Origin of the sequence: Citrobacter rodentium NBRC 105723 = DSM 16636 (assembly GCF_021278985.1) — a bacterium.
Classification (GTDB): Bacteria; Pseudomonadota; Gammaproteobacteria; order Enterobacterales; family Enterobacteriaceae; genus Citrobacter_A; species Citrobacter_A rodentium.
In genome coordinates this window covers 3,967,981-3,986,708 of the sequence record NZ_CP082833.1, presented here as the reverse complement: position 1 = coordinate 3,986,708, position 18,728 = coordinate 3,967,981, and the positions used below count along the sequence as shown (strand labels likewise).

Genomic DNA, 18,728 nt, shown 5'->3' with positions numbered 1-18,728 from the left:
CCTTAATTTTATTCGGGGTTAATCGTTCATTTCCGCTAGCGGAATATTCTTGTGTGACGGTGAGGTGTGAGCCGATCGCTTGCTGCGCAGGAGGTTGATAGTTTCGGTGGTTAGCGAGAAGAAAATGGCGAAATAGAGATAGCCTTTCGCAATATGAATATTGAGACTATCGGCGACTAACAGCACGCCGACAAAAAATAAAAATGCTAACGCAACGATTTTTATTGATGGCGTGTTATTAACAAAATCGCCAATCGCTTTAGCAGCAAACATCATAACTCCGACGGCAATCACCACCGCGGCAATCATGATAAAAATATGCTGCGACAGGCCTACCGCCGTGATCACTGAATCCAGACTAAATACCAGATCCAGGATAATGATTTGTATGATGGCGCTGGAAAAAGAGAGCTGGTTTTTCAGCGTATCATGACTACTTTCCGCCTGTTTTATTTCATTGTTGATTTCAGTTACCGATTTATAAATCAGGAAAATACCGCCAACGGCTAAAATAATCGTCCTGAAGGAAACGGGAAATTCTGCAAGCGTAAATAAAGGCGTAGTGATATGGGCAAGCCATGCTATTGATATCAGTAACAATATCCGCATAAGCATCGCGCCGCAGAGGCCCAGTCGGCGCGCTATATTCTGTTGCTCTGCCGGAAGTTTAGCCACCACCAGTGAGAGAAAAATGATGTTATCAATCCCAAGAATAATTTCCAGAAAAGTAAGGGTGATTAACGTTAATCCTGTTTCGGGATTAAAAAATTCAATAATCATCAATAATTCCTTTTATCATAAAAAGCGGAGAGGAACCGGAAATCACTTCCGGTCGCGCCTTAATAAATATGTATTCCCTTAATAATTAATGATGCGCTGACGGTGTCCGTTACCGGAGGTATTTTTGACAAAGCATTTTGATTTGCTGAATCTGCGTTTGCGTAAACTGAATAGCGTAACGACTTTCGCCGACATCATGCCCCAGCAGCTGTAGCGCTTTTTTGACCACCGCCGGCGAGAACGCGACGGCATACAGTTCCTGACGGAGCTGAGCGACGTTCTCCTGCGCCAGTCGGGAACCTTCAGTATCGCCTGCCTGAAAGCGGGACCAGATAGTATTAATTTCACTTGCTGCCACATTCGCCAGCCCGGAAATACTGGCTGAACAGCCTTCGGCGAAGCCCTGGTATATGAGCGAGTCCGGGCCGTTTATGACGCTGAAGTGAGGTATATCGCGCACGGCCTCAAGAAATGCCTTCAGGCTTTCATAGCTACCCGCGCTGTCTTTAATGCCGTAAATATTCGGATGCCGCGCCAGCTGGCGTACGGTTTGCGGCGTAATGGCGTTGCCTGTGCGCGCCGGGATGTTATAGAGATAGAGCGGGACCGGCATCGCATTGGCGATAGCAGTGAAGTGGCCGATCAGTTCCTGCTGTTTTAACGGCACGAACCACGGGGTGATTGCCGAGACGGCATCCACGCCAGTGCTGGCGATACGCCGTCCCAGGCGAATGGTTTCCCTGGTCGATATCTCGCCGATATGGGCTATTAGCGGCGCCCGGCCGGCGATTTCTTCCACGCATGCGGCGGCAACGGCGATTTTTTCTGCCTCATTCAACACGAAAAATTCACCATTGGTGCCTGCGCAAAATATCCCGTTACCGGCCTTAATCTGGCGGTTAACCTGACGCTTAAGTTCCGGAATATTCACCACGCCGTCTTTACTGAAGGGGGTGACGATCGCGGTTAATACGCCAGTGACAGGTTGATTCATGATGCTCTCCTTGTCGACATCAACTTACGGGAAACAGCGTCTGGTAAATGCGCTGTACGTCGGTTCTGTTCACCCTGCAAGGCACGTTTTTTATTAAGCGCTGAACGCTGAGGGCGGCGTCGCTTAGCGTATTAATGCTCTCTTTCGGCACTCCCAGCGTCGCCAGGTTATCGGTTAATTGCAGGCGTTTAACCAGCCCGGCAAGCCATTCCACCAACGCATGGGATTTCGAGGTCGGGTCCAGAGACGTATCCACTCCGGGAATTAAGTCCCAGATACAGGCGAATTTATCGATCGCGTCCGGCCGGATATGAGCCATGCAGGGGACAAGCAAAATGGCATTAGCCAGTCCATGTGGAATATGCCAGGCGCCGCCGAGCGGGTAGGAAAGCGCGTGAACCAGGTGCGTGCCGGCGTGGTTAATGGCAACGCCGCCATAGTAAGACGCCCAGAGCATTTCAAGCCTGGCCATCAGGTTATCCGGCTGGCTGACGGACGCTTCAATATTTGGCAATAGTTTTCCTAAACCGATAAGCGCGGCATTATCACTGAGCGGATTAGCTGCCGTGGAGGTGAAGCACTCCAGCAAGTGGCACAGCGCGTCGATGCCTGTTGTGGCGGCGATATGTGGCGGCATACTGGTTGTTAACTCAGGTATCAGCGCTACATAGTCCGGCAGCAAAAGAGATGAAATGATACCAACTTTGGTGTGCTGTTCCGGAATCGCCAGAATAGCGTTCGGCGTGGCTTCCGAACCTGTTCCTGCAGTGGAGGGGATCAGCAGGGTGCTGATTTTTCTGACTGGCGTCGCGCCTTTCAGCAGGGCGGAAAGGGATGGCGCCTGCGGAGGTAAAAGCACCGAAAGCAACTTAGCGACGTCCAGTACGTTGCCGCCGCCGACGCCAATGATCATCTCCGGCCGCCAGTCTCCAATGGCGTGCAGAATGTTCATCACATCATGCTGGCTGGGCTCGGCAGGCACCGTATCAATAAGGCGTGCGACGCTGGCCACGCGTATTTTTTCTGTTGTCGGCAGTTTTCCAACCTGTCCGTCCGTTACCAGCAGAAGTTTCTTTTTTCCCGTAAACAGTGGCGTCAGAGCGGTAAAGGCGCTGGCGCCAGCGATCAGGGTACTGTGTATTGTCGCCACTATGCTCTCCTTATGATGATTGAATTCAATCAATAAGTGGTGTTTTGCATCGTTATGGCGAAATTTTATAATTTATTACGTGATTATTTACCTTGAAATTGATCACATTTAATCAATTGCGATTGTATATAATCACTCTATATTTTCAGGGAAGTAGAGACGATCATGACAGAGCGCCGATACGGGCCGCCGGTTCTTCAAGCAGCGCGATAAACGCTTCCAGCTGGCGGGTCATCGCGCCGCGCCGCCAGATAAGCCACGTGGTCAGCCAGCGGCGATTTTCCGCCAGCGGCCAGGCTTCGACCTGGTGATGACCGGGCATACTTTCCAGCATTGAGCGGGGAATGAGCGCAATCCCGGCGCCGGCAATCACGCACGCCAGCATACCGTGATAGGACTCCATTTCATGAATGGTACCCGGCATCGCCCGATCGTCATGGAACCAGCTTTCAAAATGCCTGCGGTAGGAGCAGTTGGCGCGAAAGGCGAAAAGGCTGCTGCCATTGACGTCGCTGGCGCGGGTCACCGGCGGGTGGCCGTGCGGGGCAACCACCATCATCTCCTCTTTGTAAACCGGGATCCCCTCCAGCGCCGGGTGGGTAACCGACCCGTCAACAAAGGCGGCATGGAGCTGACCCTCCAGCACGCCGTCGAGCATTTTTCCCGAGGGGCCGGTTGCCAGCGAGAACTGAATTTTCGGGTAGCGCTGGTTATAGTCAGCAAGCGTGGCGGGAATGCGTACCGCGGCCGTGCTCTCCAGCGAACCGAGTGAGAACAGCCCCTGCGGTTCATCGCCTGCCACCACCATTCTCGCCTCGTCGACCAGCGCGAGAATGCGCTGGCTGTAGCGCAGAAAATTGTGTCCGGCCGGAGAGAGGCGCAGGCGCTGGCTCTCACGGATAAACAGCTCAACGCCAAGATCGGCCTCCAGCTGGCGGATCCGGGTGGTAAGGTTAGACGGGACGCGGTGCACCTTCGCCGCCGCCTGGGTGATGCTCCCCGTTTCAGCGACCGCGTTAAACATCTCCAGCTGTGTCAGATCCATGATTTTCTCTTTTAGTGAATAACTCAGTTAATAATATTCATTTCTGTGAAAGAGTAAATGCGTCCATGATGGTGACATAACGAACAATGGAGAAACCTATGATGCTTTCACCTGCAACTCATGCTATTTCTATCAATCCGGCCAACGCTGAACCCCTGTCAACGCTGCCGTGGGCCAGCGACAGCGACATCGGGCAGGCGTTACAGCGGGCAGACCTGGGCTTCAGAGAGTGGAGTCGCACCTCGGTGGCGTTTCGGGCGCAGAAGCTGCGTGCTGTCGGCCAGGCGCTACGCGATCGTGGCGAGGAGATGGCGCAGTGCATCACCCGCGAGATGGGCAAACCGATCGGCCAGGCGCGGGCGGAGGTGGCGAAATCCGCGGCGCTCTGCGACTGGTATGCAGAGCACGGCCCGGCGATGCTGGCAACGGAGCCGACGCTGGTTGAAAACCAGCAGGCGGTGATTGAGTATCGTCCGTCAGGCGTCATTCTGGCGGTAATGCCGTGGAACTTCCCTCTCTGGCAGGTGCTGCGTGGCGCGGTTCCCATTTTACTGGCCGGTAACGCTTATCTGTTAAAACCGGCGCCCAACGTAACCGGATGCGCGCAGATTATCCGTCAGGTGTTCGCCGATGCCGATCTGCCGGCGGGAGTCTATGAGTGGCTGAATGCCGATAATGCCGGGGTTAGTGCAATGATCAACGATCCGCGGATTACCGGCGTAACGGTAACCGGCAGCGTGCGCGCCGGGGCGGCGATTGGCGCTCAGGCGGGAGCGGCGCTGAAAAAATGCGTTCTTGAGCTGGGCGGTTCCGATCCGTTTATTGTGCTTAACGACGCCGATCTGGATCTGGCGGTGAAAGCGGCGGTCGCCGGACGCTATCAGAATACCGGACAGGTCTGCGCGGCGGCGAAGCGTTTCATTATTGAAGAGGGCATCGCTGAGCGTTTTACCGAACGCTTTGTGGCTGCCGCTTCCGCGCTGAAAATGGGCGACCCGTTCGATGAGCAGAACTATCTTGGCCCGATGGCGCGGTTCGATCTGCGCGACGAGCTGCATCAGCAGGTACAGGCTACCCTCAAAGAAGGCGCCCGCCTGTTACTGGGAGGCGAAAAAGTTGCCGGTAAGGGCAATTACTACCCGGCGACGGTGCTGGCTGGCGTTACGCCGGAGATGACCGCATTTCGTGAGGAGCTTTTCGGGCCGGTCGCGGCGATTACGGTGGCGAAAGATGCCGGACATGCCCTTGAGCTGGCCAATGCCAGCGACTTCGGCCTGTCGGCGACCGTCTTTACGGCAGATGAAAGCCGTGCGCTGGAGATGGCCTCGCGCCTGGAGTGCGGCGGCGTCTTTATTAATGGCTTCAGCGCCAGCGACGCCCGCGTGGCCTTCGGCGGGGTGAAAAAGAGCGGCTTTGGTCGCGAGCTTTCGCATTTTGGCCTTCATGAGTTCTGTAACGTCCAGACCGTGTGGAAAAATCGTCTGTGATCCCTCTGCCGGGCAGCGCTGCGCCTGCCCGGCCTGACGCCATCCCTTTCACTCTGTTATACTTGCAGGCCTTTTCAGACTGGCAGGCAAGGAGCAGGTGGTGGCTATCGCCCTGGACAACGCAATTTTAGAAACCATTCTGGCTGAGGTTCGTCCGCTGACGGGTCAGGGGAAAGTGGCGGATTATATTCCGGCGCTTGCCTCGGTCGACGGTTCCAGACTGGGTATTGCCATCTGTACGGTAGACGGACAGTGCTGGCAGGCAGGTGATGCGACCGAGCGCTTTTCTGTCCAGTCGATCTCCAAGGTGCTCAGTCTGGTGGTGGCGATGCACCATTATACTGAAGACGAGATCTGGCAGCGGGTAGGTAAAGATCCCTCCGGTTCGCCGTTTAATTCCCTGGTTCAGCTGGAAATGGAGCAAGGGATCCCACGCAATCCGTTTATCAACGCCGGTGCGCTGGTGGTCTGCGATATGTTGCAGGGACGGCTGAGCGCGCCGCGCCAGCGTATGCTGGAAATTGTCCGTACGCTAAGCGGCGTCCCGGATATCGCTTATGATGCGGTCGTGGCCCGCTCGGAGTTTGAACATTCCGCGCGAAATGCCGCCATTGCCTGGCTTATGAAGTCGTTCGGCAATTTTCATCATGACGTAACGACGGTATTGCAGAACTACTTCCATTATTGCGCGTTAAAAATGAGCTGCGTCGAACTGGCCCGCACGTTTGTCTTTCTCGCCGCTCAGGGGAAGGCGCTGCATCTGGCGCAGCCGGTCCTCACCCCTATGCAGACGCGACAGATAAACGCGCTGATGGCGACCAGCGGGATGTATCAGAACGCCGGGGAATTTGCCTGGCGGGTGGGGCTGCCGGCAAAATCGGGCGTCGGCGGCGGGATCGTAGCGATTGTGCCCCATGAGATGGCGATTGCCGTCTGGAGTCCGGAGCTTGACCCGGCCGGTAATTCGCTGGCGGGCATTGCCGCGCTGGAGCAACTGACGCAACGATTAGGACGTTCGGTTTACTGATGAATACATTCGATCCGCTTTTTGCCCGCCTGTCGCGTTCAACGTTTCGCTCCCGCTTTCGTCTTGGCTTCAAAGAAAAGCAGTATTGCCAGGATAAAGGGGCGGAAACGATCGATCGCCATGCTGCGGATTTCGTGGCAAAACGTCTCGCCCCGGCCATACCGAACAACGATGGCAAACAGACGCCGATGCGCGGCCATCCGGTGTTTATCGCGCAACATGCGACAGCGACCTGCTGTCGGGGATGTCTGGCGAAATGGCATCATATTCCGCAGGGGCAGCCGCTGAGTGAAGAACAGCAACGTTATATTGTAGCTGTTATTCATCACTGGTTAGTTATCCAGATGAATAAAACGTCATAATTCAACGCGTAACAAAAAGCCATATAATATCCATGGTTAACGACTTTCCGCGCGGGAAAAATAATAGGGTAACGCAGCGGCTGATAGCTATCTTTGAGAATAATTCATGCTATTCTCTAAAATAATATAATCATCGCGCTGAGATAATTGCCACTGGCAATTATATGGATAGATATTTCATGTACTCATACTCCATCCCTGCCTTCCGGTTGTTTCAGGAAGGTCGTCCAGTGCGTAATGCCACCGCTGTTTTTGCGTTTACGACGCTGTTCTACTTTATTGGCGCTGAACTGCGCCTCGTTCATGAACTGTCGCTGTTCTGGCCGCTTAACGGCGTGCTGGCGGGGATTTTTGCCCGCTACGCCTGGCTGAACCGGCTGTATTACTACGCGATAAGCTACGTCGCCATGCTTGGCTATGACGCGGTAACTACCGAGTGGGGCTGGGTGTCGCTGGTGATTAATCTGTCTAACATGGTCTTTATTGTGATCGTCGCCCAACTGGTGATACGCGATAAACGGACAGGTAAAAATAAATATGAACCAGTTGGCGCATTACGTTTATTTAATTACTGTCTGATCGCCTCGCTGCTTTGCGCCTTAATAGGGACGATGGGGTCTGTGGAGATTGACCGGCTTTCATTCTGGCCGCTGTTTGCTGACTGGTTCAGCGAACAATTTTCGACGGGGGTGCTGATTGTACCCTGCATGCTAACGCTCGGCATTCCCGGCTCTGTAAAACGCTTCAGACCGGAGCAGATGATGCCGGTTATCGCGCTGATTGTCTCGGTGCTGGCCTCGGTGGTTATCGGCGGGGCGGGCAGTCTGGCTTTCCCGCTGCCTGCGCTGATCTGGTGCGCGGTACGCTATACCCCGCAGGTCACCTGTCTGCTCACCTTCCTGACCGGCGCGGTGGAAATCGTGCTGGTGGCGAACTCAGTCATCAACATTGCTGTCGCGTCGCCGCTATCCGCTCCGCAAATGTTTTCCGCCCGCCTGGGCATTGTCACAATGGCCATTTGTCCCATTATGGTGGCGTTCAGCGTTGCGGCCATTAACTCGCTGATGAAGCAGATCTCTTTGCGCGCCGACTTTGATTTTCTGACTCAGGTTTATTCCCGCTCCGGTCTTTACGAAGCGCTGAAGCGTCAGGCGTATCCGGCTTCGCAGAATATGACCGTGATGCTGCTGGATATTGATTATTTTAAAAGCATTAACGACAACTACGGACATGAATGCGGGGATCGGGTGCTCTGCGTCTTTGCGCGCCATATCCAGAGGATTGTCGGCGACAGGGGACTGGTGGCGCGTATGGGCGGCGAAGAGTTTGCTGTCGTTCTGCCGACATCACATCCTGAAGAGGGGATGCAACTGGCCGAAACGATCCGCAAGGCGGTCGCGCTACAGCCTTTTGACTGGCAGCAGCAGAGTATTTACCTGACGGTCAGTATTGGAGTGGGTAACGGTAAAATCGCCGCTCAGACTGTCACCGATATATTTAATAAGTTGATGGTTGAAGCCGATGAGTGTCTGTATCGCTCGAAAAATGAAGGGCGGAACCGCACCAGCGCGCGCATGGACAGGGGCAATATAGCGGGAAGCGATTTGGCTGAAGGATAAATCATGCAGTGATGACGAGTTGTTCTACCACTCCTGAAAGTGGTGGTAAGTTGACGTCATCCTCATTGCTGACCTGAAGGCTGATGGAACCCTGATCGGACGCACACTTTTCCATAAAGCGCTTTACTATGTTGCCATCAATTGATCAAAACGGGGTTTTACTTTCACGAACTTTTGTTAACCTAGCATACCAATTTAATCAGGTTGTATGACTAATCGAAAGGGAACCCATTGTGAAAACTCTAAACCGTAGCGATTTTCCCGGTGCCCACTATCCTGAACGTATTATTCAGTTTGGTGAAGGTAACTTCCTGCGCGCTTTTGTTGACTGGCAAGTTGATCTCCTGAATGAACATACCGATCTGAACGCCGGCGTGGTCATTGTCCGACCTATCGAAAGCACCTTCCCGCCATCGCTCAGCACCCAGGACGGCCTCTACACGACGATTATTCGCGGGCTGAATGAGAAGGGTGAAGCCGTGAGCGACGCCCGCCTGATTCGTTCAGTGAACCGGGAAATCAGCGTTTACGGCGAGTATGATGAGTTCCTCAGGCTGGCGCATAATCCTGAGATGCGCTTTGTCTTCTCCAACACCACCGAAGCGGGCATTAGCTATCACGCGGGCGATAAGTTCGACGATGCGCCAGCGGTGAGCTACCCGGCGAAGTTGACGCGTCTGCTCTTTGAACGCTACAGCCATTTCAACGGCGCAGAGGATAAGGGCTGGATTATCATTCCTTGCGAACTGATTGATTACAACGGCGACGCGCTGCGTGAACTGGTGGTGCGCTACGCTCAGGAGTGGAACCTGCCAGCGGAATTTATGACCTGGCTGGATATGGCAAACGTCTTCTGCTCCACGCTGGTGGACCGTATCGTCACCGGCTACCCGCGTGATGAAGTGGCGCAACTGGAAGCTGAACTGGGCTATAACGACGGCTTCCTGGATACGGCTGAGCATTTCTATCTGTTTGTGATCCAGGGGCCGAAATCGCTGGCGACGGAACTGCGTCTCGACAAATATCCGCTGAACGTGCTGATTGTTGACGATATCAAGCCTTACAAAGAACGTAAGGTCGCGATCCTCAACGGCGCGCACACCGCCCTGGTGCCGGTAGCGTTTCAGGCCGGACTGGATACAGTAGGCGAGGCGATGAATGACACTGAGATCTGCGCCTTCGTTGAGAAAGCGATCCACGAAGAAATTATTCCGGTACTTGATTTGCCGCGTGATGAGCTGGAGTCCTTTGCCAGCGCAGTGACCGGGCGTTTCCGCAACCCTTATATTAAGCATCAGCTGTTGTCGATTGCCCTGAACGGTATGACCAAATTCCGTACCCGCATTCTTCCGCAACTGCTGGCAGGGCAGAAGCTGCGCGGTAAGCTGCCGTCCCGTCTGACGTTTGCGTTAGCTGCGCTGATCGCTTTCTACCGCGCGGAGCGCAATGGCGAAGCGTATCCGGTGCAGGATGACGCGCACTGGATTACCCGCTTCCAGCAGCTGTGGAGTCAGCATGGCGATCGCCAGATTTCCACTCGTGAGCTGGTCACGGCCGTTTTGGCTGTGAAAGATCACTGGGAGCAGGATCTGACACAAGTTTCTGGTCTGGTTGAGCAGGTAACTGCCGATCTTGATACCATTCTGTCCAATGGTATGCGTGAAGCGGTAAAACCGCTCTGCTAAACCGGAATGTGTAACCCGGCGTAGGCCGGGTTTTTTATAAGCGCATCTTAGTTACAACATACTATAAAGTTTTATATTAACAGCCTGCTGCAACCACGGTAGTCAAACTTGCTGAGTAGCACTGAAAGTGACAAGGTCACTTTTGATGGGCTTGAAAAGTTGATCTGGATCACGTCTAATGACGTGATTCCTGTCTCTGCTGAAAATAAACATGATAGTTCGTCCGAAACAGCACTGGCTACGCCTTATTTTTGTCTGGCACGGCTCCGTTTTAGCAAAAATTTCTTCCCGTCTGCTGCTCAATTTCCTGCTTTCCATCGCCGTTATCATTATGCTGCCGTGGTATACGATGCTGGGTATTAAATTTACCCTCGCGCCGTTTAGCATCCTTGGCGTGGCTATCGCGATCTTCCTGGGCTTTCGCAATAATGCCTGCTATTCGCGCTATGTCGAAGCGCGTCAGCTATGGGGGCAACTGATGATTGCTTCCCGCTCGCTGCTGCGCGAAGTCAAAACCACGCTGCCTGACGATGCCGAACTGGGGCAGTTTGTACGTCTGCAAATCGCCTTTGCGCATTGCCTGCGCATGACGCTACGGCGAAAACCACAGGCGGAGCCGCTGGCGAAATACCTGAGCGCAGAGGAGGTAAAGCAGGTCTTTGCGTCTCACTCTCCAGCCAACCGTATTTTGCTTCTGATGGGCGAGTGGCTGGCACAACGCCGACGCAGTGGTCAGCTGTCAGATATTTTATTTCATAGTTTAAACAATCGGTTAAATGATATGTCCGCAGTTCTGGCCGGCTGCGAGAGAATCGCCAATACGCCGGTGCCGTTCGCCTATACGCTGATCCTTCATCGGACGGTCTATCTGTTCTGTATTATGCTGCCATTCGCCCTGGTGGTGGATCTGCATTACATGACACCGTTTATCTCGGTTTTAATTTCTTATACCTTCATCTCTCTCGACGCGCTGGCGGAAGAGCTGGAAGATCCGTTTGGTACAGAAAATAACGATTTGCCGCTTGATGCTATCTGCAACGCTATCGAGATTGATTTACTGCAAATGAATGGTGAAGCAGAAGCGACCATTCCGCCGAAGCTTCTGCCGGATAAACACTATCAACTGACGTAACGTTTTACGCCAGACGTCGGGCGACGATAAACAGTCGCGGAAATGCCAGCAGTATCTGTCCATCTTCCTGTAGCGGATACTGCTCCTGTAAAAGCTGAAGATAGCGGGCAAGAAACCGTTTCTGCTCGTGCTCATTCAGATCCTGCAACCAGGGCCGCAACGCCGTCGCGCTAACCCAGTCGATAATTGCCTGATGGGATTGCATCTTGTGATAATAGGTGGTGCGCCAGATATCCACCACTTCGCAACCGGCTTCGCTCAGAATGTCATAGTAGGCATGAACGCCGGGCAGGGTGTCACGCCCGCGATGGGCTTGGTTCAGTTCGTAAGCCACTTCGCGCATCAGCACGTGCGACGGCTCCAGCGTATTATCCGGCATCTGCACTGCCAGTATGCCACGCTGGTTAAGCAGGGAGACGAGGCGCGGAAACAGCGTGTAGTGATCAGGTAGCCACTGTAGAGATGCGTTGGCGTAAATCACATCAGGCGACGTGACGGGATGAAAAACACCAATATCGGCTTCGATAAAATCACAACTCGGTAAGCTTTTTCGCGCTTCATCCAGCATCGCAGGCGAGGTATCCACGCCGGTGATTGTCGCATCAGGCCAGCGCTGATGCAGCAAGGCTGTGCTGTTGCCTGGGCCGCAGCCCAAATCAACGGCAGCGATAACTCGCTCATGTTGCACGCGGGCCAGTAGTTCAGCCGCAGGTCTTGAACGTTCGGCGCTATACTGCATATAAAGCGAAGGATTCCAGTCAGACATCGGCAACGCTCTCATCATCAGGACGGTTTAAAGGTGAGCTATAAGTTTAACATCACCGCTCAGCTTTGATATTTTACGGTTTCGCCATGTGTGATTCGGGCCGTTAGTATACGGCCCTGAGCTGGATAACCGGCGGTACTGAAGAACCTCAGAGCCATGTCGGAAGGTTAATACAGTATTTCGATGCTTTCATGCCTTCCGGGCATTCCGGTAGTTCACATGGCTGGGGGTGAATCGGCGTGGTAAACCAGACGCCGGTTTCCACGTTCAGCAGTCTCTCCAGCTCTCCTCTCATTGCCGCTTTCGGCTTCGTCAGCAGTAGCGGGAAACGTAGCCAGGTATTTTGAGCATCCTCCCGAACCACCGGTTGCCTGAAACCATATTCCCGCGCCCACTGCTGCCAGAAAGCAGCGCCCTGGCGGCGGCGATGCAAAATATGCTCAAGCTTTGCCAGCTGCAGGCCAAGAAGCTCAGCAACGGGCTCCGCCATCCGCCAGTTATATTGCGCAGTAAACATCCCTGCTAATTCCGCCTGCTGCATTTGGGGCACAGGATCGCATTCAACTGGCAAACACACCTTCTGTTGACCCGCACAGGCATGGCGCAAGGTCAGTAACAGACGGCGAATATAGTCCGGATCGGCATCCGGGGTTTGTTGATATACCGCCTGTAGCCGTTCGCCAAGCAATGGACTGGCAGTAATAACCCAACCGCCGTGCAGCGTGTTGACGATTTTCGAGCGTTCGCTGCTAAAAAAAGCAATATCGCCCAGGGTGCCCAGCAGCTTGTCCCGCCATTTTCCCCCGGTTGCATGCGCGCAATCTTCAATTATCCAGAGTCCGTACTGGTGAGCAATCGACAGCAGATCATCGATATCCCGGCATACCAGACCAAACGTGTACTGGATAAGAATGGCTTTCGTGCGCCGCGTTAGCTTCTTTTTTAGCGCCTGCGCCGACATGCCGTAAGTATCCGTCTCAATATCAACAAATTGAATTTCAACGCCATTGTAGCTAATCGCATTAGCAACGCACTGGCAGGTGAACGCGGGTACCAGGATCTGCTCACCGGGCTTCAGTCCCAGCGTACGAATAATGGCGAAGAGGGCGGCCCGGCCGCCCATAAAGCTGGCAACCCACGGCGTCTGCCAGCTTTGGGCAATCTGTTGATGTACGCGCTGGATATTATCCTTACCCGTCCACTTTGTGTCGTTCTTCGCTAACCAATTCGCCGCACACTCATCTTCTTCCTGAGACAGACTCATATTCAACAAAGGGACGCGATGGCGAAACGGCAACATTTCCATAGTTTATATTCCCTGTAATCAGTAATGATATTGATGCTTTTTAAAACACCTGTTATAAACAGGTATAACACAACAAAAACAATTCACAACAGCAATGATGACACAGTCACTATGTTACAGGGGAGTTAGCGCTAATGATAAGTGATTATTTTGAAAGAAAATGGCTGGCAATATTTATGGTTATGTATCTTCTTGTGATGCTGCCATTGCCATTTTTCTTTAATACAGAGTATGTTCCCGGATGGTTTGGAGTGCCGGTTTTTGTGTATGGATGGCTGGCACATGGTATAACGGTTATGGCGCTCATTGTTATTTATGCCCATCAGTGTCTGAAACGCCCGGAATACCAGGATAGCGTGCTGGAGGAACTGGAATGAGCAATCTTTCAGAAATGCTGCACCCGGAGCCGATCCCGTTTTACACCACGCTGATCCTGTTCTTATTACTGCTTGGCTTTATTGGCTGGCAGGCCGCTCGTTCGACAAAATTCCTGAGCGATTTTCTGGTAATGAGCGGTAAAGCGGGAGCTGTTGTCGGCGGCTTCGCTTACTTCGCCAGCCAGTACAGTATGAGCACCTTTATGGGCGTTCCAGCCATGACTTACAGTACCGGGTTCGCCGGAATGAGTGTCTCGGTGCCGGGACTCGCTTTTTCAATGATTATTCCGGTTCTGTTTGTCGGTCGTAAATTGATGCTGCTGGGACGCCGCTATAACATGCTGACCATGAGCGACTATCTTTCCGATCGCTACGAATCTCAGGCTATTCGCGGTCTTCATGCGGTGATGTCGATTATCTTCCTGCTGGCGATGATGGGTGCGCAAACCGTCGGTGCTGGCGTTATTTTACATACCTTCACCGGTTTGCCTGAGTGGATTGGCGTTGTCGCAATGGGCGTTATCGTTGTGCTCTACTGCATGACGGGCGGCATGACCGGCGCCATGATGACCGATGTTTTGCAGGGCGCATTGATGGTAGCCACTGCGGTTGTTACTTTTGTTGTCTCGGTCCAGGCGGGCGGCGGTATGGAGGCCATCACTGCCAAAATGGCGCAAACAATGCCAACGCACCTGACGCATCCGGGCACAAATAATGATTTTCCGTGGCAGACCTACGTCTCGATGATCGTCATGTGGAGCTTTTTTACTATCGGTCAGCCTACGTTATTTACTAAATTCTTCACAATGAACAGCTATCGTACGATGTTTAAGGCCGTCATTCTTGGAACGCTCGGTATGCTGTTTTCCGCCACGATGATTGAATGGTCCGGCGTCAATGCTTCAACGTTTATTCACGGCCTGACAAAGAAAGACGCGGATTTCATTGTGCCACTCATTCTTGAACAAAATGTCTCACCGTGGATTTCCGCGCTGCTGATAACCGGTATCGTTTCTGCGGGAATGTCCACCATTTCCGCGTTACTGGTGGTTTGTACCGGTGGGATCACGCGCGATATCTACCAGAATATGTTTAATCCTGCGGCCACACAGCAGCAGATCCTAAAACTCTCCCGCTGGTTTACGATTATTGTCGGTGTCGCAGCCGTGATCATCGGTATTATGAAGCCCGCCGGTATTTTCTCTTTGATCCGCTTTGCCTTTGGCGGCCTGGGAATTTGGGTTGCACCGGTCATCCTTGGGATGTACTGGAAAAGAGCCACGCGCGCAGGCGCAATTTGTTCGGTCATTATCGGCGAAGTTGTTTATGTGGCGATGAAACTGTGGTGGCCTGGGCTTGCTTTTGGCTTCGATCCGCTTATCGTCTGCTGGGCGTTTACAATGGTGGTGATGATCGCCATCAGCATGATGACCACACCGGCAACAGTGGCTACGCTGGAGAGGCATTTTAGTCTCTTCAGAAATACAACGCCCGGGGTGTAAAACAGTCGTGTCAGCGAGCAAGCCCGTTAATTATCATTGAGGAATAGATGAAAATATCAATCGACAAGACATTGCCTGTTTCGCTGCAGGCACAAATCGTCGGTGCTATTGAATATGGCATTATGGCTGGCACTTTCCATCAGGATGCGGCGCTGCCATCGGTACGGGCGTTAAGCAAAACGCTGGGCGTCGCGCAGCTCACCGTCAGCCACGCCTATAATGCATTGAAAACGATGGGGTTGATTGAAACTATTCCCGGTAAAGGAACTTATGTGGTTCACGAGCGCCAGGTGCAGATTCTTGATAATCAGGTTACAGAGCTGCGCCAGCGCTTTCAGCAACTGCTCGCGGACGGGGAGGGGTTAGGCCTCTCTCCGTCGTTTTTTATCGGGCTACTGAATCAGGATCCTTCTGCGACACTAACACTACCGTTTAAGGTTGCCTTTGTCGGCAACTCAAACCGTATTAATCAGTGCTATCTTGAGACTATTCAGCAGACGCTCAATCTCGGTCTGCAGGCTGACAGTTTTACCTTCCATGAGTTTGATGAATTACAGGACACAGCGCTGGAAAGCTATGCACTGTATATCACGATCCCGCACTGCATTCCGCGCCTGCGCCAGCGACTGGCCGACAAGATTCCAGTCTTTGCCCCTTATCTTCTGCCGTCGGAAAATACGCGTATGCAACTGGCCGCGCTGCCCGCAGATAGTCAGGTACTGCTGGTTTCTCGCTTCGAGAATTTTATCCCGGCGATGCTGGAGGGTGTAAAAAGCTTCGCGCCACATTTGGGAGAAATCAGCGTTATCACTCTGGACGATGACGATTTACCACAGGCGCTGAAAACCAGGCAGATAGTGATTTACAGTACGGGCTGCCATAGCTATCTCCAACAATTTCCGGCTGCGGAAGTGATGTTCGAATATCGCCACACGCCTGAACCCCGTTATCTGCGAGAGAGCCTCTTGCCAGCTTTACACCAATATGCTCAGAAAAAAGGATAAAGAAATGCAAATTCAACTTATGAATTGGTTCCAGGTTGAGGAAAAAGTAAAGCAGGACAACCGGGTCATTCTTCCCCTTGGCAGTACCGAGCAGCATGCATATCTTAGCCTGTGTACCGACCATATTCTGGCTTCACGACTGGCAACAGAGGTAGGCGAGCAGCTTGATATCCCGGTTTACCCTGGGCTGCCGTTTGGCATGGCGCCTTATTTCACTGCCTTCCCGGGAACCATCAATCTACAGCCAGCAACCTATAACGCTTTAATTAACGATCTGCTGGAGAGCCTGTATCAGAGCGGCTTTCGCCGTATTTTTCTGTTAAATGGCCACGGCGGTAATAGCCCGGTTCAGCCACAAATTCACAACTGGCTTAATCAGCATCCTGACGCCCGCGTACAGTTACATAACTGGTGGGCAGCCCCCGAAACCATGAAGCAGGTAAAGCAGTTTGCGAGCAACGCCAGCCATGCTTCCTGGATGGAGAATTTCCCATGGACGCGACTGGCAGGTGTTGTGTTACCTAATGAAGAGAAAGAAGCGTTGCATATTCCCCGTCTGGCCCAGCTTCCTGACTGCGAGGTCAGAAAATATATTGGCGATGGCAACTACGGTGGAGATTATCAGCGCAGCGATGAAGAGATGCAGCAAATCTGGGAAATCGCAAAACGTGAAACCATTGCGCTGTTGGAAAACGGTTGGATGTAATCTCCGGATAATCCAGCGAGCGGCTGCGGGCCGCTCTGTTTTCCGGTGTTTTCAGAAAATGGAAAATAAAACTGTCCAAAAAATGATGGCTAGCTTTTATTCTAGCAAAAGCATCACTGACCAGACTTCTTGGAGAGGTGCTCATCTGGGAGGAGGGTAGCTAGGTCAAGGTAAGTGCTGTGCTCTGCATTGAAATCCTGAACATAAGGTGATAAAAGTTACTTTTCTACACAGTAGCATCACACCTAAAAAACGTTCTTCATTAAAGGATACAAAATGCACTCACAGGAAAGAATCGAGCTTTATAATGCTGAAAAGATACTCATAACGTCTTTATGCAAAGGACAGTCAGACCTGAAACTTAAGACTGAATACTTTCGAGCTTTAAAGAATACAAATGAAGAGGTTAATCTTAAGTTAGGAAATTCTGTTAACCAGTTCATAAAAGTTATCGAAAATGTAAATCTGCCATATAAACTCCTAAAACTATGGCAACAACTAGATGTATCCGCTTTAAATAATAATATAACCGAAACTGAGTTTCAATTTTCGCGTAAATATGTCGAAGAATTGTTAGACATAAAGCTTGACAAGATCCAATGGCATCATTTGGATAATTCCTTGGTTGAGCACTCAGAGGGATCTTGCTGGGCATGTGGTGATGAGAATCATCACATTTTCACTTATCATGACTCGAATGGGGTTATTTCGACTGACCTCTTAATTCATGAAGTAGGGCACGCTGCTGATTATTCAATTTCACGCTCATTAAATGACGATAATTTATTACTTGGCCATGCGACTTTTAGAGAAGCAATTGCTTATTACTGCCAATTTAAATATTTGTCTGAATACGGCTCCCCTTCCTTACGAATCGGTTCATGCGGGGCATTTGTCTTTACTTATTTAGCAATACTTATATTGCATTATTGTTTAGAACATAACATTGAACTTGCTGAACTAGATTCCAATGAAATTATTAAATCGGCAAGCTTGAAAGAACTTATCAATTCCTATGATATATTTGATTCTACAGGGAATTATGGGAGAAGTTTCGTTGCAAATAAGATTGAGGAAATCAAAACTAGATTCTCTGACTTGGGTAATTTGGTTTTTCATGAAATACAGCCTAAGTTTGGCATTGTGATTGGGCTGTTGTTGCTTGATAAAGATAAAGAATTTATTAAAACCTTAATTTCGAAAAACACTATCGATAATAGCATTCGAGAAATAATTGAATCGTTCTTCCCTGATTACGATGTAGAGGTCGATCAGTTACAAATGAAAATGCTTGATTATTTTTCGCTTTAACATTTTAATAACGGCAAGATACGCAGAATAGGGAAAAGTATTCCGGTTGGCCATAGCTTGATGGCCAACCTGATACTTTAATGCGATTAAATTGGCACACGTTGTTTGCGGGGGTCCAGAGACCGGCTTTGACCATGAGTGAACGGACCGTCTCTTTGGACAGGTGAACATCATGCAGTTCTGCGAGTTTCTCACACGCCAGCGTCGGCCCAAAGTCGGTATAGCGATCGGATAATATTGAGTGTGTACTGTGCAAGGCCATTAGGCAGCTGGTTATTGCTGGGTTTTCCTCGACGGCGGTTAACCATACCAAGCGGGCCAGATTCACGGTAACGCGACAGAAGGCGTCGGCACTGGCGATCGGAAATACCCAGACGCTGCGCGGCCATCAGTGTGGTCAGACGCCGGACGACAACGTCCTGAATTATTTTGAGTCGGGGATGGTGAGTCTACGTGACGGACATTTTAACTTAGC

General features: G+C 51.7%; 17 protein-coding genes and 1 pseudogene. 11 read left to right on the top strand and 7 right to left on the bottom strand.

What is annotated here, in order from left to right:
• Positions 1 to 18: 18 nt before the first annotated feature.
• From K7R23_RS18875 to ptrR, 4 genes are all read right to left on the bottom strand, one after another.
• On the bottom strand, positions 19 to 780 hold the full coding sequence (locus tag K7R23_RS18875; protein WP_012905775.1) for a TerC family protein: 762 nt from the start codon (positions 778 to 780) through the stop codon (positions 19 to 21).
• 109 nt (positions 781 to 889) lie between these two features.
• On the bottom strand, positions 890 to 1,774 hold the full coding sequence (locus K7R23_RS18870; RefSeq protein WP_012905776.1) for a dihydrodipicolinate synthase family protein: 885 nt from the start codon (positions 1,772 to 1,774) through the stop codon (positions 890 to 892).
• 19 nt (positions 1,775 to 1,793) lie between these two features.
• A complete protein-coding gene (locus K7R23_RS18865) occupies positions 1,794 to 2,924 on the bottom strand; it encodes an iron-containing alcohol dehydrogenase (RefSeq protein ID WP_012905777.1) in 1,131 nt (376 codons plus the stop codon).
• Between the two features lie 163 nt (positions 2,925 to 3,087).
• Positions 3,088 to 3,969: a putrescine utilization regulator PtrR gene (ptrR, locus tag K7R23_RS18860; protein ID WP_012905778.1), complete on the bottom strand. Its 882-nt coding sequence runs from the start codon at positions 3,967 to 3,969 to the stop codon at positions 3,088 to 3,090.
• Between the two features lie 98 nt (positions 3,970 to 4,067).
• On the opposite strand from ptrR, the gene sad reads away from it, so the two are divergent.
• From sad to K7R23_RS18830, 6 genes are all read left to right on the top strand, one after another.
• Positions 4,068 to 5,456 (top strand): succinate-semialdehyde dehydrogenase, encoded by a 1,389-nt coding sequence (gene sad, locus K7R23_RS18855; RefSeq protein ID WP_012905779.1) that lies wholly within the window; start codon positions 4,068 to 4,070, stop codon positions 5,454 to 5,456.
• Positions 5,457 to 5,556: 100 nt separating this feature from the next.
• Entirely contained in the window at positions 5,557 to 6,483 is a 927-nt protein-coding gene (gene glsB, locus K7R23_RS18850; protein ID WP_012905780.1) for a glutaminase B, read from the top strand.
• Positions 6,483 to 6,845, top strand: a complete 363-nt coding sequence (locus tag K7R23_RS18845) for a DUF4186 domain-containing protein (protein ID WP_012905781.1) — start codon at positions 6,483 to 6,485, stop codon at positions 6,843 to 6,845. Before glsB ends, K7R23_RS18845 begins: the two co-directional genes overlap by 1 nt.
• Before the next feature lie 179 nt (positions 6,846 to 7,024).
• Complete coding sequence (locus tag K7R23_RS18840; RefSeq protein ID WP_024132657.1) at positions 7,025 to 8,464, top strand: GGDEF domain-containing protein; 1,440 nt, start codon at positions 7,025 to 7,027, stop codon at positions 8,462 to 8,464.
• A 233-nt stretch (positions 8,465 to 8,697) separates the two neighbouring features.
• Positions 8,698 to 10,149 carry a tagaturonate reductase gene (locus K7R23_RS18835; protein ID WP_012905783.1) on the top strand — a complete coding sequence of 484 codons (1,452 nt, stop codon included), beginning with the start codon at positions 8,698 to 8,700 and terminating at the stop codon, positions 10,147 to 10,149.
• Between the two features lie 211 nt (positions 10,150 to 10,360).
• Positions 10,361 to 11,281 (top strand): bestrophin family protein, encoded by a 921-nt coding sequence (locus tag K7R23_RS18830; protein ID WP_012905784.1) that lies wholly within the window; start codon positions 10,361 to 10,363, stop codon positions 11,279 to 11,281.
• A 4-nt stretch (positions 11,282 to 11,285) separates the two neighbouring features.
• On the opposite strand, the gene tam is transcribed toward K7R23_RS18830, so the two are convergent.
• Together tam and K7R23_RS18820 are read right to left on the bottom strand one after the other, a co-directional pair.
• Positions 11,286 to 12,047, bottom strand: a complete 762-nt coding sequence (gene tam, locus K7R23_RS18825) for a trans-aconitate 2-methyltransferase (protein WP_012905785.1) — start codon at positions 12,045 to 12,047, stop codon at positions 11,286 to 11,288.
• Positions 12,048 to 12,195: 148 nt separating this feature from the next.
• Complete coding sequence (locus K7R23_RS18820) at positions 12,196 to 13,353, bottom strand: DegT/DnrJ/EryC1/StrS family aminotransferase (protein WP_012905786.1); 1,158 nt, start codon at positions 13,351 to 13,353, stop codon at positions 12,196 to 12,198.
• 134 nt (positions 13,354 to 13,487) lie between these two features.
• On the opposite strand from K7R23_RS18820, the gene K7R23_RS18815 reads away from it, so the two are divergent.
• The 5 genes from K7R23_RS18815 (at position 13,488) to K7R23_RS18795 (ending at position 18,253) form a co-directional block, all read left to right on the top strand.
• The gene (locus tag K7R23_RS18815; RefSeq protein WP_012905787.1) at positions 13,488 to 13,730 is read left to right on the top strand and encodes a hypothetical protein; all 243 of its coding nucleotides are present in this window, start codon (positions 13,488 to 13,490) and stop codon (positions 13,728 to 13,730) included.
• A complete protein-coding gene (locus tag K7R23_RS18810) occupies positions 13,727 to 15,232 on the top strand; it encodes a sodium:solute symporter family protein (protein WP_024132658.1) in 1,506 nt (501 codons plus the stop codon). The genes K7R23_RS18815 and K7R23_RS18810 overlap by 4 nt, the downstream gene beginning before the upstream one ends.
• 47 nt (positions 15,233 to 15,279) lie before the next feature.
• Entirely contained in the window at positions 15,280 to 16,236 is a 957-nt protein-coding gene (locus K7R23_RS18805; protein ID WP_012905789.1) for a GntR family transcriptional regulator, read from the top strand.
• 4 nt (positions 16,237 to 16,240) lie between these two features.
• Positions 16,241 to 16,942, top strand: coding sequence for a creatininase family protein (locus K7R23_RS18800; protein ID WP_012905790.1), 702 nt, complete (start codon positions 16,241 to 16,243; stop codon positions 16,940 to 16,942).
• Positions 16,943 to 17,218: 276 nt separating this feature from the next.
• On the top strand, positions 17,219 to 18,253 hold the full coding sequence (locus tag K7R23_RS18795) for a hypothetical protein (RefSeq protein WP_012905791.1): 1,035 nt from the start codon (positions 17,219 to 17,221) through the stop codon (positions 18,251 to 18,253).
• 109 nt (positions 18,254 to 18,362) lie between these two features.
• Here K7R23_RS18795 and K7R23_RS18790 read toward each other — a convergent pair.
• Positions 18,363 to 18,681 (bottom strand): annotated as a pseudogene (locus tag K7R23_RS18790) (helix-turn-helix domain-containing protein); the annotation flags it as partial.
• Positions 18,682 to 18,728: the final 47 nt, after the last annotated feature.